Origin of the sequence: [Muricauda] lutisoli (nom. illeg.), from assembly GCF_017313105.1 — a bacterium.
Taxonomy (GTDB): Bacteria; Bacteroidota; Bacteroidia; order Flavobacteriales; family Flavobacteriaceae; genus Flagellimonas; species Flagellimonas lutisoli.
Genome location: NZ_JAFLND010000001.1, coordinates 520534 through 536691, shown reverse-complemented (window position 1 = coordinate 536691; position 16158 = coordinate 520534). Strand labels below are relative to the sequence as shown.

9 protein-coding genes and 1 tRNA gene are annotated in these 16158 nt (G+C 43.1%); 4 read left to right on the top strand and 6 right to left on the bottom strand.

Going from position 1 to position 16158, the window contains the following annotated elements:
* Positions 1-14 precede the first annotated feature (14 nt).
* Positions 15-88 (bottom strand) — tRNA-Pro (locus J0X13_RS02580).
* A 266-nt stretch (positions 89-354) separates the two neighbouring features.
* On the opposite strand from J0X13_RS02580, the gene J0X13_RS02575 reads away from it, so the two are divergent.
* Positions 355-1011 carry a dienelactone hydrolase family protein gene (locus J0X13_RS02575; protein ID WP_207069908.1) on the top strand — a complete coding sequence of 219 codons (657 nt, stop codon included), beginning with the start codon at positions 355-357 and terminating at the stop codon, positions 1009-1011.
* Complete coding sequence (locus J0X13_RS02570) at positions 998-1639, top strand: phosphoribosyltransferase (protein ID WP_207069907.1); 642 nt, start codon at positions 998-1000, stop codon at positions 1637-1639. Before J0X13_RS02575 ends, J0X13_RS02570 begins: the two co-directional genes overlap by 14 nt.
* Before the next feature lie 83 nt (positions 1640-1722).
* Here the strand turns inward: J0X13_RS02570 and J0X13_RS02565 are convergent, their stop codons facing one another.
* From J0X13_RS02565 to J0X13_RS02555, 3 genes are all read right to left on the bottom strand, one after another.
* Entirely contained in the window at positions 1723-1929 is a 207-nt protein-coding gene (locus tag J0X13_RS02565) for a dodecin family protein (protein WP_207027406.1), read from the bottom strand.
* Positions 1930-1975: 46 nt separating this feature from the next.
* Positions 1976-2485, bottom strand: a complete 510-nt coding sequence (locus J0X13_RS02560; protein ID WP_207069906.1) for a nicotinate-nucleotide adenylyltransferase — start codon at positions 2483-2485, stop codon at positions 1976-1978.
* A 209-nt stretch (positions 2486-2694) separates the two neighbouring features.
* Positions 2695-10998 (bottom strand): T9SS type B sorting domain-containing protein, encoded by an 8304-nt coding sequence (locus tag J0X13_RS02555; RefSeq protein ID WP_207069905.1) that lies wholly within the window; start codon positions 10996-10998, stop codon positions 2695-2697.
* A gap of 156 nt (positions 10999-11154) precedes the next feature.
* Between J0X13_RS02555 and J0X13_RS02550 the strand changes: the two genes are divergently transcribed.
* A complete protein-coding gene (locus J0X13_RS02550) occupies positions 11155-12273 on the top strand; it encodes a PQQ-dependent sugar dehydrogenase (protein ID WP_207069904.1) in 1119 nt (372 codons plus the stop codon).
* 9 nt (positions 12274-12282) lie between these two features.
* Here the strand turns inward: J0X13_RS02550 and murQ are convergent, their stop codons facing one another.
* Both murQ and J0X13_RS02540 read right to left on the bottom strand, forming a co-directional pair.
* Positions 12283-13101 carry an N-acetylmuramic acid 6-phosphate etherase gene (gene murQ, locus J0X13_RS02545; protein WP_207069903.1) on the bottom strand — a complete coding sequence of 273 codons (819 nt, stop codon included), beginning with the start codon at positions 13099-13101 and terminating at the stop codon, positions 12283-12285.
* A gap of 4 nt (positions 13102-13105) precedes the next feature.
* Positions 13106-13858: a DeoR/GlpR family DNA-binding transcription regulator gene (locus J0X13_RS02540; RefSeq protein ID WP_207069902.1), complete on the bottom strand. Its 753-nt coding sequence runs from the start codon at positions 13856-13858 to the stop codon at positions 13106-13108.
* Between the two features lie 182 nt (positions 13859-14040).
* Between J0X13_RS02540 and nagB the strand changes: the two genes are divergently transcribed.
* Positions 14041-15981, top strand: coding sequence for a glucosamine-6-phosphate deaminase (nagB, locus tag J0X13_RS02535; RefSeq protein ID WP_207069901.1), 1941 nt, complete (start codon positions 14041-14043; stop codon positions 15979-15981).
* Positions 15982-16158 lie beyond the last annotated feature (177 nt).

Below are 16158 nucleotides of genomic sequence, written 5' to 3'. Positions count from 1 at the left end.
GTTTTACCGGTTCGTCGGGATGACTGGATTCGAACCAGCGACCACACGCACCCCATGCGTGTACGCTACCAGACTGCGCCACATCCCGAAAAGGGACTGCAAAAATATAAATTTTGACAAGATTTAAACATAGAGTACTTAAAACTTTTATCGTTTTTTGGCCAACAAAGGTTTTCTGCTGTCCAGAAAAAAATTATCCTAAAATATTCCCCCATATACAAGAAAACCATAGGGAGCATTTAAACCATTAATTAACAGCTCCATAGATTTTTTTCACATGATTCCCGTCATTGTCCGCCCAAAGGAATCTTCCTAGCTTCATCAATTGAGGACACGTATAAATCGAAGGAAATAATGACGACCCCGGAAATAAACATCAATGTAACAGATGCCACCTTAGCGGGCAACCTTACCATACCCGACAATCCCAAAGGATTGGTCATTTTCTCCCATGGGAGCGGAAGCAGCAGATTTAGCACCAGAAATAACTTTGTGGCCCATATTCTTCAAGCTAAGGGAATAGCCACATTGTTATTTGATCTATTGACCGAGCAAGAGGACAGGATTTATCAAAATCGCTTTGATATCAATAAACTTACCAAGCGGCTAATCGAAACCACCCAATGGGCTTATCACCAACATAATACTTTAAAATTGCCCATGGGCTATTTTGGCGCCAGTACGGGAGCAGCTTCTGCACTTAGGGCTGCCGCCCATTTTGGAAACTCCATTAGTGCAGTAGTTTCACGAGGGGGCAGGCCCGACCTTGCCCTTGATGAACTCAATATGGTAAAAGCCCCCACCCTATTGCTGGTAGGCGGGCTTGATACCGAGGTAATCTGGCTGAACCAAAAAGCTTATGAAAAGCTTGAATGCCAAAAGAAAATGGAAATAATCCCTGGGGCAACCCATCTGTTCGGAGAGCCTGGAAAGCTTGAAACAGTGGCTAATATAGCGGCTGAATGGTTTGATAAATGGTTTAAAACAACAAAGGAAAATGTTTCAAGATAGAACAGATGCCGGCCTACAATTGGCAGATAGATTACGGCAGTTTAAAAAAGAAAATGTTGTGGTCCTTGCTATTCCTAGGGGCGGACTGCCTTTGGGAGCAATTGTTGCAGAATCTCTTCATGCCCCGTTAGATGTGGCCCTTTCAAAAAAAATAGGCCATCCGTATAATAGGGAATATGCGATTGGTGCAGTAAGTTTAGATGATATCATCCTGAGCGATTCTGCCAGAATAGACCCATCTTATATTGCTGAAGAAACCGAAATCATACGGCAAAAACTAAGAAAAAGATACAACCAATATTACCAGAATAGCTCACCTTTGGATTTAAAAGGGAAAACCGTAATTATTGTGGATGATGGTGTTGCCACAGGAAACACCATCATGATCACGGCGCAAATGGTCTATAAAAAACACCCGAAAAAAGTAGTCGTGACTATCCCTGTTGCCCCAAGAAGTGCCATTGAAAACATGGGGTCTTCCAATTATATTGATGAAGTAATCTGCTTGGAAACACCATATAACTTTCATGCGGTGGGACAGTTTTATAACCAATTCAGGGAGGTTTCGGATGAAGAGGCCATCCAATTATTGGAAAAAACACGTAAATCCTTTAATTCAAAGGAGTAAACCCATAGACTTCTAAATTTTTACAAAAAAATATGGTCCAAAACAAAACTTTGCTTGGACCATATTCCTAGGAAAGAAAAACTTTATTCACCGACAATACCGAAGGTAACTTTGGCATTGACACGGTATTCTGAAATTTTACCTTCCTTAACGCTAACCTGCATATCTTGGACATACACAGACTTAATGTTCCTTACCGATTTAGATGCTTCATTTATTACATTTTGAATGGCATCTTCAAAACTATCGGTAGAATTACCTAAAATCTCAATAACTTTTAATACAGACATTGTAACTAATTTTATTGTTCATTAATGAACATTAGGAACTTACCCGCTACAGGAATTCACCTTTTTCATCCACTTTTACTCTCAACACCTTATCTCCATTTTCCAATTTCAATTTGTACTTTTTGGTAACACCTTTATTATCGTAATAATGTGTTATATAAGTGTCCTTGGTGATGGTCCATTCAGGGAATCTGTCCACGACAGCTGCTTTCACAGAATTGGGCAGGTTAATGTTCTTAAATCTTTCAGCAGTACGGATTATTTTTCCGTCCTTGTCATACGCAGCTAAAATCTTACCCTCTGGGATATAGAAATTAATGTTGTAAACATCATAGTCATCTTGATAATACTCTGAGTTCTTTACATCGAAAGCTGCTACTTTACGTCTAAGCATTTCTACTGGCACGGAAGCTTCTTCCTGAGTATCAATGCTGTTCAGATACTTGTAGTTTGTGGCATACACAACTACCTCTGATAATTCCTCTGTCTTAATGATTTGAGATTGCATAGGTGCTACCAACCCCAGCACAAAAAGAACCAATAATAGCTTTTTCATGATCTTAATGTTTAAGTTAATAACCTTACGAAAAGGATCTTGGAGCTCCATTTTTCACAAGCAACACAATTTACCCTACTATTATCTGGTTTACAATGATTTAAATCAGTTAAACACCTTTTTCTGTCACTGCTCTTGGTATTATGCTGATTATGAAAAAGAACCGAATTACTGGAGTTTGAAAAGTATACGTAGTTTGTGTTGATTTGCTATCGATACAACGTAAAATGACCTACAAACTGCTGTTTTTCGTTATCGTTTGCATTTACTACATACCAGTAGTCTCCGGTTGGCAAAGGTTTACCTTCATAGGTGCCATCCCATTTTTTCACTTGGTCCAAACGAGCCACAACCCTGCCGTACCTATCATAAATAATTACATCTATAAAGGGGAAGTATTCGCGGTTTTCAGGATACCAGTAATCGTTAAGGTTATCGCCATCCGGTGTAAAGAAGTTTGGCATTTCGGGCATTCCCTCAAAATTGAACGGCATTACCAAAGTTGCCTCACAACCGTTTTGGTCACGAACCATAATATTAATGTTGGAATCCTGTGTGATGCTAAAGGTGTTGACCTCACCATAGGATTCACCTTGGAAGAAATATTCATAACCACCGAATCCGCCAGATGCCACTGCCGTAACCTCCCCAGGGCCCGTTTTGGTTGCTTCCAAGGTCAGTGGCTCGTAAGCGTCAACTTCAAATTCCACAAAAGTGACACAACCATTGGAATGGTAAATAAATACGGTATGTTCTCCTGCTGGCAAATCCCCGAAGGTACGTTGTTCGGTCGCCATCATCACATCGTCCACATCCAGGGAGAACAACAAATCGGATAATTGGGAACTATCTTCAATATTTATGGTGACCGTACTATTGGGAAAAATGCCTTCACAACCATATTCCACAATAGGTTCCGCAACAATATCCACTCCCACGCCGATGTCAGCGATTATATTGGTCTGACAGCCATTGGCGTCACGAACGAACACAACATAGGTTTCACCTCCTTGAAGGTTGTCAAAGAATAAATCATCGTTTTGCACAAAATCGGCATCGTCCGCTGAATTCACACTGGTATAGTATGGTGCTGTTCCACCAGTAACCTCGATGGTCATTGTGCCATCCCCATCGCCCATACAGGTTTCAGGGGTAGTTTCCACAACGCCCGCAACCAACTCCATGGGTTGGGTAATCTCCACGGTTCTGGTGATCGTACATCCCAAATCATCTTGGATAATGATGTCGTAGGTTCTCGGTGCCAAATCTGTAAAGGTTTTTCTGTTGGGGTTATCAGGATCATCAGCTTCAAAAAACTCGCTCAATGTATCGGAAATGGAATATCTAATTTGACCAGTACCTCCACTGGCCTCTATGATAATCTGTCCGTTCATGTCGCCAGCACAAACCACAGGAACTGCTTCCAAATAATCCAACACCAATGGATCTTTTGGTTCTATAACAATAGGGTCGGAAATAGCCTCACAACCACCGCTCTGCGCATACACATAATAGGTGCCGGGATTCAATTCCCTAAAAATTCCAGAATTTTGGGCAGGACGCACTATCGATACCGCTGTTGGTGGCATAGTGTTGGAATTCACCAAGGTGTAGACATAATTTCCGATTCCGCCGAATGCTTCGGAACGGATAATTCCCGTTGCCTCGCCCGCACAATTGATGGTCGCGTTGGTCAAATCCAATGCAATCACCAAAGGGGCTGCGGGGTCCAATGAAATCTGATTTGATTTCTCGAACGGACAACCGTTGGAATTCTGCACATCATATTGGAAGGGTCCGGGATCTAAGGTAATGTCCGCGGCAATTTCCACACTCGTCATACCAGCTCCAAAAGGCATAAACGGGTCTGTGGTACCAGCTCTTCGGTAAAAATAATCCACTCCCGGTTCCGGGTTGGTCACCGTGAGCTCCATTCTACCCAAGTCCCCACATCCCGGGGGCTGAAGCTCAACCAGTTCAGCAACAACAATCTCTGGGTCTTGGACTGTAATAGGAGCTGTAGTAAAGCTACAGTTCCATCCATCAAAAATGGTAATGGTATATGCTCCTGCGGATAAATTTGCAAAGGTAGTGGTTGTTTGAAGACCGCTATTGGTACCGTCCGTAATTCTGTTTAATTGATACAGATAGTTTCCTGGACCTTGTCCGCCAACCACATTGTATGCTTCGATAATGGCATCGTTATCATTATTACAGGCCAATGGGCTCACTACCTGAATATCCGCTGAAATTGGTGTGGGCAATGGCAAATCAATATTGATAGTGGATTCGCATCCCCTCAAATCCCTTACATTAACGGTATACGTATCGGTCGAAAGGTTCTCAAAAACAGGGTTGGTATTAGGGTAATCCACCAATACCGTACCATCCGAAGCTACCAATTGGTACTCGTAGGTTCCCCATCCTCCATCACCCGAAGCTGTAATCTCACCGAATCCGGGCACATTACATGTTACTGGTGATGTTTGTACCGCATCCACGGTCAAAGGTCTATCAGGAGAGCGCACCGTTGTAACATTGCTCACTGCATCACAATATGGAGCATCCAAAGCTTCAATTCTTACTACCAAATTACCTGCTGGTACATTTTCAATAATTTCCGGCGAATTTATCGGAGCGTTCGTATCAAAACTACCCGTTATCCCAGTAGACGTTTCGACCCCGGCATTGTCCCTGGAGAACACCTCATAATTATATGTGCCGCTGTAATTTGCAATATCCAAACTGATGACACCATCGGAACCGTTGAAACAGGTCACAGGTTCCACCTCGGCAATAACAGCTTCGATATTATTGTACTCCGGCATATTGATGGTAGTAGTCAAATAGGTACAACCACCACTGCCAACATCGGTTACAGCAAAAATGTAATCCCCAGGTGTAGCAATATCCCAGGTTACTCGGTCAGTGCCACCTGAACTTCGGGCAGGTTCCGAGCCCAATGGAAGAATTTCGACTTCGTAATTTCCCGGTCCTTCATTTACGATAATATCAATGGAACCTGGGCTTACGCCAGTTCCGGAAGCATCACAAGTAATTTGATTCACATTGTAACTAAAAGTAATGTCCGTAGGTGTATTGATGTTCACCGTTGCGGTCTGCTCACATCCGTTTTGGTCCCTTGCCGTCAAAATTATTGTTTGATCGGTTCCATTATCAATTACCTCGAAGGTATTGCTGGTCTGGAAATTGGTACCATCAAATTGAGGGGTACCATCGTTCATGCTATAGGTATACGAGCCCGAACCCGTAGGTGTTCCTGTGCCATCGCCATTGTCATCGGTATAAATCGTGATGGTGGCCGTGCTAAATTGATTGCTTGATGGATTACAACTGAACTCCGTGTTCACTGCATTCATCATCAATTGTGTTGGCTCATCTATGATAACATTTCCGGACCGGTCCGTACATCCTCTATCGGATACGGCCTCTACTTGATAAGTACCTGGTTGAAGGTCATCAAATACCGGAGAACCTTGTGGTCCCGCTATGATTGTAGCTGTTGCACCTTGATACAAAACATAGTTTATAGGCGTATCCGTATCTGTCCCTGGTTGTAATTCCACCGATATGGTACCATCATCAGATCCAAAACAGGTTACATCGCTACTTGGTGTGGCCGTAATTAAGGGTGAATTTACCGTGGAAACGTTCACAATGGCTTCATCTGAACATAAAGGTGCGGTGTTGGAGTCCAGATCGGTAACCAAAATATTATAATCGCCTGGGGCTACACCTGTAAAAATATTGGAACTCTGAGGGGATCCTATATTGGCCAAAGTGCCTGCATCCCTAAGCTGATATTCAAAATTACCACTACCTCCAGTAGTATTTACGGTAATTTCACCGTCGCCAGCATTACAGGTTGGGTATGATGTTGCATCAGCCGAAATGGCAAAGAAGTCGAAGACGTTTGCAGTTACGGTGTTGGTACATCCGTTGCCATCCCTTACCGTTATTACATAACTTCCCGGATTGGGCACAATAAAAGTTGTTCCGGTTTGAAAACCGCTTCCAATATCGTATTGGTAAGTCTCATCGGGCAGTCCTGAACCTGTTGAAAGTGGCGATACCATATCAATTTGATATCCACTCGTTGCCGTACATTGGTTCACTACGTCAATAACCGGATCGGGAACCCCAGCTTCTTGGGTAACAGTCAAAGTAGTATAGGCCGTGCATCCATTGGCATCCTGAACATAAAAATCGTAATCCGCTGGGTAAGGTCCCGGAATCTCAAAAGTTGTCTCGGAAACAAAAGAAGTTGGCGCTGGGTCTCCAGAAGGTACATAAGCATAGTTGTAGGGTGCTGCACTTCCAAAACCTCGGACAGTAACTAAAGCGCCTACATTACAGGTAGCTTCTACAAAATTATCAATGGAAATGGACACTGAACTGATATCGATAAAGGCGAGCGTACTTCCACTACATCCATTTGTATCGTCCCTTACAATTAGTTGATAATTTCCTGGTGCCAACCCAGTAATTATACCGGTATATGGCATAGCCTCCCCAGTGAATGATTGTGTAGAGACCATTGCCCCTGTATCGGTATTCTGAACCGTAATGGTAAAATCTCCCGGTGCTGAAATTCCGGAAACTTCGTATTCTATGGAACCACTTCCGGCTACATTACAGGAAGCCGCCAATGATGTTGCGGAGACCGAAACCGGATTACTGGGTCCTATTGGGTCTATTTCTTCAATATAGGTACAGCCATTTGCATCCCTTACCTCAACAAAATAGGTGACGCCAGGTACCACTTGACCGGTAAAATCGTAGGTATCCCCTCCGGAAGTAGCAGGGTTAAAAATTGGCTCCCCTACCAGTCTAAATTCATAAGGTGCCAATCCCCCGGTGGCTTGTACTCGATACGGAAACGAGGTATCAGAACAAACTGCAGGGTCTGGATCCAACGGAATCAAATCCAATTGATTTTGATAGATAACCACTTGATCTCTATCCTCACACCCTTGTGCATCGGTTGTAATAACGGTATAGTTGCCCAATGGCAGGTTTGGGAAGGTTACCGTTGTGCTTGCTGTTCCGGTTGATGAAGCTACCATACCTCCAAATTCATCCACCAAAACATAATCGAAGGGGGCAACCCCATTGTTTATTGTAGCGGATATGGAGCCATTTACCGATCCTATGGAACAAACGGCATCTGTTGGTGTTGCGGTGGCATCCAAAGGGTCGCTGGAGCCAATGGTCACGGAGTAGGCAGGACTCACACAACCCCTGCTGTCACGAATAATAAAACCGCCATGGGTTCCCGCTCCGTATCCTGAGAATATATTTTGTGTGCTAAAAGTTGCTCCATTGTCATTGCTGAATTCATAAGGAGGAACACCTTGCGTGGTGTCAGGGATGAGCTCTACAACACCACTGGAATCGTCCCCACATTGAGTATCTGTTGCAATAGCGGTACCTGCAATGGTCTCCGGTGGAGAAATGGTCACTGTATTGGTTTCCGTAGTACAGCCCCTAGCATCGGTGATCATAAACTGGAATGTGGTATCGGAAATAATGGAGCCATCATTGGGAATACTGTACACAAAGGAATTTCCAGAAATGTTATTGTTATTAGAAGTATATGGCGCGCCATTGATACTGACTTCGTAAATATCATAATCGCCTGATAATGTATAACCATTGCTAATGTTCACCTGAATCTGACCGGGAGGGCCTGCACAGTCCAACTCCTGTATAGTGGTAGCATTTGCTATTACTTGTGGCTCTATGGTTGCGGTCACGGTATCCCTACAATCATTGGCATCTATGACCTCGATAGTATAAGTTCCAGGTGTTAAACCACTAAAACTAGTACCAGCACCCAGAGCTCCCCCATTGATTCGGTATTGATACGGAGCCAAACCTCCCGTAGCATTTACGACCAGTGTAGCAGCCGTAAAGTTATCGTAACAAAAGTCTGATGCTCCTGTATCCAAGGTCAAAGTCGGGGCATCCAAACGGGTCAACGTAAAGCTATCCGTTACGGTACACCCGTTGGCATCGGTGACACTAACCTGATAAGGACCATCTTGTGAAAGATTGGAGAACGTACTTCCATTTTTAGGTCCCCTTGTGGAACCGTCGGGCTGGGTCAAGGTATATCTGTTACCGCCCCATCCGCCTATGGTATTGATGCGTACAGCCCCTGTATTACCATTTTGGCAACTCATTGCTGTTACATCCAAACTGGAAATGGCGAAAGCAGTCGATGGCTCCTCAATGACCAATGTGGCCGTATCGGTACAATTGGTTTCTTCATCGGTTACGGAAATCACGTAGCTTCCGGCTGCCAACCCTGTTAATGGAACAATATTACTGTTTTGTCCCGTAGAAACAGGTCCGCCATCAATGCTATAGCTGTAGGTGGAATTGAATCCATCCACCAAAAATCGACCTTCACCATCAGCATCACCAACACAGGTTACCACACGGGTCTGCTGACCTTGTACCCCAATAGAGCTGATATCGGTGATGGCATAGTTTTCTTCATAGGAGCAACCTTCATCATCGGTTACCCTGAAGGTATAGGTTCCCAATCCCAAACCTGTGAACGTATTGTTGTTTCCATTGTTCACAACGCTACCTGCTGGGGCAATAATTTCATAGGTGTATGTTCCTGAACCACCGGTTACACTCAAATCCAAAGATGCCGTGGTCGTGATACAATCCAAACTGGAAATAGTAAAATCCAAATCCGTTGGTTTATTCAAGCTATTGAAAACGATATCCGGAAGTGCTTGTACACATCCGTTGGCATCACGGATCATCGGGGTGTAGGTTCCGACTCCAAGGCTTGGAAACACGGGGTTACTACTAAAGCCAGCTCCCACACTGTACTCATAAGGCGCCGTTCCACCTGAAACTCCAGATATGGTGATTTGTCCACCGTTTTCGTTCATACAGGTCGGGGCGCTATCGGGTGTTGCGGTAGCCGTAATTGTAGATGGCGTACCTATGGTCGCAGCTTGCGGAGTGGTCGTACAGGTAAAAGAATCCTGCTCGTAAAGCAATACCACATCGTAGTTGCCCGGGGCCAAATTTGAGAAGGTGTTGCTGATTTGGAAAGTTGCTCCGTTATCAACGCTATATTGTATTTCGTAACCATATCCGTTGGTCACGTTTACTGTGATCCTACCATCGTTGGCACCACCACAATTAGCATCTTCCTCGGTAAAGTTAAAGAGGGGTGGTGGTATATTTTCAACATCCACCGCCGCAGTCCTTTGGCAGCCATTGGCATCCTCGACCAAGATGTTATAGGTTCCTGCCGTTGAAACGGTAAATGTGGACGTACCTGAGTACGTTGAACCAAATGGACCTCCATCGACACTAAATCGGTAAGGTGCAGTGCCACCACTTGTGGTGACATTTACATCCACAGATGAGGCTCCACAACCAAAACTATCGGACGCCGTTGCCGAAACGGCCAATGGGCTTATCCCCCCACCTATTACAATAGGGTCGCCCTCAATATCAGTAGTTATAGTCTCGGAACAAGTATTGGTTTCCACTCGAATATTATAGGTTCCTGGACTTACATTGGCAAAAGTGTAATTATCCGATCCGTTGGGACCAAAAGTATCTACCGTAATACCATTCTTCACCAATCGGTAGGTATAAAAGCCCGGAACACCCGATACGGCAACATCAATACTTCCCAGTTCACCACTACATAAAATATCATTCGCCGTAACATCTACGGTGATGTCAAGATCATCCACTGTCACCAAATTAGATGGAAATACACAGGCAGACTCTGAAACATTTTTCAATCTTACATAAACGCGATAGTCGCCTGAAGCGGTAATATCGAAAAATGGGTCATCTTGATAAGGACCTGCAGCGCTGTTCAAACTGTATTCATAACCAGCGGGGACATTGGTTACTTCCACCCTACCAGGATTGCCACAAATAATATCCTCTTTGATCAGTTGAGGGTTCAACGGATTAAGCGTGGACTTAAAATAATAGTACTGACCTGAATTTACACGGACCCTGAACTCTCCTGCTGTGGACAAATCAAAAGTAGCATCAGTTCCAACGGTGTTCCATGTACAGGCATTGTTAATGGTAGGACAATCATCCACTACTGTAGGTGCACAACTGTTCGGGTCGAGCTGCTGCCATTGATAAGAACTTCCGGACTGACTTAAGGTTAGGGTTCTAACATCGCTGGTACCGCACAAAAAGAATTTTGCCAAGGTACTCCCATCGTTGGAACACACCACTTCTTCGTTCGCGCCGTTTATGATGGTTGCAAACATAGCCGTTGATGTAAAGGCTTCATTTTCTTCGACCGATACTTCTGTAATAGCTGCATCAGAAAAATCCTTCTGGGTATCGGACTCAGCTTTTTCGGAAACCGTATGGGTCAGAATCCGGGCAACATGAGTTTTTGCCAATACCGTGGAACCGAAGATTGATATGAACACCAACAACACGACATATAGCAAATGCCTTGTTTTTTGTGGGAGCATAGGGTTAAGTCTTGATTGGAAGAATACGTCAGATTTGGGACCTTAATATTCTTAATAGTAATTTTCTGTTCTTATAAAATTCTAATTATATTCAATACACCCGATAACCAAAAAGTTACCGTTCATCTATAAAACATGTTATTTCAACGTAAAATTATGCAAAAAAGTCTCTTATTACCATATTTTTTCGTTGTACTGCTCAGTACATCCTGCGCTCAAAACACAGACAACGAGATAAATACTCCCGAAACCATTGATTTTACTGAGGAATTAGTGGTTGGCAACCTTCAGAATGCTTGGGGTATGGTTTTCTTGCCGAACAAGGCAATTTTAATCTCCGAAAAGTCTGGTAGACTGCTACTTAACGAATCCGGAAATACTATTGAAGTAGAAAATACCCCTAAAATATACAATAGAGGCCAAGGTGGTTTAATGGATATTGAGTTACATCCTGATTACGCTAAAAATGGATTGATATATTTCTCCTTCGCTTCTGAGGAAGGAGAGGGCAAGGGAGGTAATACTGCAATAATGAGAGCCAAATTATCCGGCAACAAACTTGTGGGCAAGGAAGTGCTCTACAAAGCGACCCCCAACTCCACTCGCGGACAACATTTTGGATCAAGAATAGAATTTGACAGAGACGGATACCTGTTCTTTTCCATTGGTGAAAGAGGCGATAGGGATGTAAACCCTCAAGACATTTCCAGGGATGGCGGAAAAATATATCGGCTTCATGATGACGGTAGCATCCCGAGCGACAATCCATTTGTTAATGAGCCAGGTGCCAAAAAAGCGATATGGAGCTATGGCCATAGAAATCCACAGGGGCTCACATTACATCCAACAACCGGTGTTTTATGGGAGCACGAGCATGGACCAAGGGGCGGAGATGAAATCAACATTATACAAAAAGGCAAAAATTATGGCTGGCCCATAATAACCTACGGAATTAATTATAGCGGCACCGAAATAACAGATGAAACCTCCAGGCCCGGCATGGAACAACCTCTTCACCAATGGACGCCGTCGATCGCACCATCCGGGATGACATTTGTCACTTCCGACAAATACCCTAAATGGAAAGGCAATTTATTGGTCGGTTCGCTAGCCTTTCAATATTTGGAGCGTTTGGAGCTAAAGGATAACAAGGTTATTTATCGTGAGAAATTATTGGATGGTATAGGAAGGGTGCGAAATGTCCGCCAAGCCCCCGATGGTTATATTTATATTAGTGTTGAGGGCAAAGGAATTTACCGACTTGTTCCAAAATAAGTCAACCAATTATTGTTTAAGGGCATCAATAGCCTTTTTAACGGAGCCGTACTTTTTCAGTATTTTTTCAGCCTCCTCGTAACCGAGACCAAGCTCCTCCATAATGTATCGAGTTCCTCTGTCCACCAATTTAGTATTGCTCAGTTGCATGTTCACCATTTTGTTTCCCTTTACACGGCCCACGCGAATCATCAATGCTGTCGAAATCATGTTGAGCACCAATTTTTGACTGGTCCCGCTTTTCATCCGGGTACTTCCCGTTAAAAACTCCGGTCCCACGTTTACTTCGATTGGAATATCCGCAGACTGTGCCAAAGGAGAACCGGGGTTATTGGTAATCCCTACCGTTAAAACACCATTCTTCTTTGCATCGGCGATTCCCCCTAAGACATAGGGTGTTGTACCCGAGGCAGCAATTCCGACCAAAACATCGTTATCGTTTATGTTATATTCCAAAAGATCTTTCCATGCTTGTTCTGTATCATCTTCGGCAAACTCAACGGCCTTTCGAATAGCTTGATCTCCCCCGGCTATCAATCCAATCACCCTGTCATGGGGCATTCCAAAAGTGGGTGGTATTTCGGAGGCGTCCAGAATACCCAATCTTCCGCTCGTGCCAGCTCCTATATAAAAGAGCCTCCCCCCATTTTCAAAACGCTTGGCCGTTTCATCCACCACTTGGGCCACTTGGGGCAAGACCAACTCCACAGCCTCTGCAATTTTTTTGTCCTCTTTATTGATATTGGAAACAATCTCCAAACTATCCATTTCATCCAAACGATTGTAATTGGATGGTTCCTCGGTAATTTTGATGTGTTTTTCCGCCACTACTTTATAATATTTGTACGTTCAAGTTTTTAAATGCATCAAGCTTGGTGTCCCATGGTTCCAGTTCTGTGACCATAGTATTGATTACATTCAAAGAACATGTTTTAAAACGATGTTGGGAATTCAACTTCTCCGAAATACATAAAAGTACCGTTTTCTTTGAAGCATTGATAACGGCTTTTTTTGTTTGAACCACATCCCAATCAAATTCCGTCAATCCAAATTCAGTATCCACATAACCTGTTCCAATAAAACTGTAATCCACCTTAATCTCTGATAAAGCATTTATTGTGCTCGGTCCCATGGCTATCTGGGAGTCCTTTGATAGCGTACCTCCTATAAAAATGGTTTCGACATTAGGTTTACGCAACAATTCCATTGCTACGGGCAAACTCAGCGTAAAACAAGTAAGCTTGATGTTTGGAGGCAATAATTTAGCCAGTTCCAAGCATGTGGTACCTCCATCAATTAAAATGACACTGTTGTTCTTCAAAAGGGTCAAGACTTTCTTGGCAATGGCCATTTTTTTGTCCAGGGCATACACATTGTTGTTCCTTTGTGGACTATGGTTTGCAAAACCTAAAGAAACGGCTCCCCCATGTACTTTGACCAATAGATTTTCGTCGTCCAACTCCTTAACGTCCCTCCTTACGGTATCTATTGAAACATTAAGCTTTTCCGCCAAGTCTGTCAAGAGCACCCTGTTATGCAACTCTACTTCATTTAAAATGGAATGTTGTCTTTCTTCTTTTAACATTTAACATCTTTTTCTTCCAAGTTCAAAAGTAGAAAACAATTGCAGAAAAAACTGTTGGGCATAAATGCAATGTCAACTTTTCTTAAAACTTGCAAACTAATGCAAATGTATTGCAATATTTTGCATTTTTATGCTTTTTTGATTATATTTGCCTTGTAAAATTTGTTAAACCTGACAAAAACATGCAAGATTTAGCTGAAAATCCTTTAAAAAACGAGCCTCTCGACATGGAAACCTTGAAATTTGAAAAAATCAACACTCATATTTACGAGGATTCACAAAACGCATCTTGGTATGTGGCAAATGAAATAGCCAGTCTTATCAAGCAAAAACAAGAACAGGGCCAAAAAGCCGTTCTTGGATTGGCCACAGGGTCAACTCCAACCAAAGTTTATGACTACTTGGTTCAATTCCATAAAGAGAATGGACTTAGCTTTAAAAATGTAGTTACTTTCAATTTGGATGAATATTTTCCAATGTCCCCGGATTCCATCCATAGCTATGTTCGCTTTATGAATGAACATCTGTTCGATCATATCGATATTGACCCTCACAACGTTCACATTCCAGATGGAAGTCTATCCAAAGAGGAAATCAGAAAGTATTGTCTGGATTATGAAGAGAAAATTCAAAATGTTGGAGGTATTGACATACAAGTTCTTGGAATCGGAAGAACTGGTCATATCGGGTTTAACGAACCAGGTTCATCCCTACATAGTAAAACCCGTTTGGTTCGTTTGGACCGTGTAACCCGGCTTGATGCAGCCAGTGATTTCTTTGGAGAAGAAAACGTTCCGAGAAGAGCCATTACAATGGGGGTCGGTACCATTATGGAGGCAAAAAGAATCATAATTATGGCTTGGGGCGAAGGAAAAGCTCCAATTGTACAACAAGCCGTGGAAGGTAAGATAAAGGAATCGGTACCAGCAACTTTTTTGCAACACCATAACAATTGTGATTTTGTACTTGACGGAGCTGCGTCTTCATTCCTGACAAGAGTTAAAACCCCATGGTTGGTCACCGAATGCGATTGGGATGAAAAACTCATTAAGACTGCCTCAATTTGGTTGTCAGAAAAACTGGATAAGGCGATACTAAAACTCACAAACGAAGATTATAACGAACACGGCATGGGCAGTCTCATCGCCGAAGTGGGTTCCGCAGAGCAAATCAACCTATCCGTTTTCAATCAACTGCAACGAACCATTACCGGATGGCCAGGGGGCAAACCAAATGCGGATGATAGCCAAAGACCTGAAAGAGCCCAACCTCACCCAAAAACATCTTTGATTTTTAGCCCGCACCCCGATGATGATGTGATTTCCATGGGAGGTACATTGCTCCGATTGGTCGATCAAGGACATAATGTTCATGTGGCATACCAAACCTCAGGAAACATTGCTGTATTTGATGATGAAGTAATACGTTTCCTCGATTTTGCAACAGATGTCCAAAAAGACAATAAAGAGCTTCAAAAGAAATTTAAGGAAGTGCGCAAGTTCCTGGCCAGTAAAAAACCGGGAGAATTGGACAGCCCAGAAGTGCAGAATTTCAAAGGTCTCATCCGGAAAGGTGAAGCCTTGGCCGCCTGCAGATACTGTGGAGTTCCAGAAGAAAACGCCCATTTTCAGAACCTTCCGTTCTACGAAACCGGGGCTGTGAGAAAAAAACCGCTTTCCGAGGAAGACGTACAAATAACATATGACCTTCTAAACAAACTAAAACCCCATCAAATTTTTGCTGCGGGAGACCTTTCAGACCCACATGGAACCCACAGGGTTTGCTTGGATGTAATCTTTAAGGCAATTCAGCGCTTACTTGATGAAGGTTCCGATTGGATTCGAAATTGTTACGTATGGCTGTACCGAGGAGCATGGCAAGAATGGGATATTGCAGATATGGAAATGGCCGTACCGATCGGACCAAAGGATATGGCTAGAAAAATCAATGCCATATTTAAACACCAGTCCCAAAAGGACAGTGCAATGTTCCCAGGAAACGATAAAAGGGAATTCTGGCAACGTGCCGAACAAAGAAATAAGGATACCGCAAACAGATACAATCAGCTTGGAATGGCGGAATACGAGGCAATGGAAGGCTTTGTAAGATACCATTTCGAATAGCAAAATATTTCATTTTAAGTTGTTAGTTGTTTAATTTAATCTAGCAAAAAGGCCTACATTTAGTGCATAAGTAGGCCTTTTTTTCGCTTAAATGAATCTATTTTAACATGACTCCCGCTTTTTCTATGTATCACCTTTTAGAATCCACGCATACCTCAAAAAGGGAAAAAGTATTTA

Bases quoted from the DNA above. Each gene is read 5' to 3' on its own strand.
- J0X13_RS02575 (WP_207069908.1), top strand. From the start codon at position 355: ATGACGACCCCGGAAATAAACATCAATGTAACAGATGCCACCTTAGCG.
- J0X13_RS02570 (WP_207069907.1), top strand. From the start codon at position 998: ATGTTTCAAGATAGAACAGATGCCGGCCTACAATTGGCAGATAGATTA.
- J0X13_RS02565 (WP_207027406.1), bottom strand. From the start codon at position 1,929: ATGTCTGTATTAAAAGTTATTGAGATTTTAGGTAATTCTACCGATAGT.
- J0X13_RS02560 (WP_207069906.1), bottom strand. From the start codon at position 2,485: ATGAAAAAGCTATTATTGGTTCTTTTTGTGCTGGGGTTGGTAGCACCT.
- J0X13_RS02555 (WP_207069905.1), bottom strand. From the start codon at position 10,998: ATGCTCCCACAAAAAACAAGGCATTTGCTATATGTCGTGTTGTTGGTG.
- J0X13_RS02550 (WP_207069904.1), top strand. From the start codon at position 11,155: ATGCAAAAAAGTCTCTTATTACCATATTTTTTCGTTGTACTGCTCAGT.
- J0X13_RS02540 (WP_207069902.1), bottom strand. From the start codon at position 13,858: ATGTTAAAAGAAGAAAGACAACATTCCATTTTAAATGAAGTAGAGTTG.
- nagB (WP_207069901.1), top strand. From the start codon at position 14,041: ATGCAAGATTTAGCTGAAAATCCTTTAAAAAACGAGCCTCTCGACATG.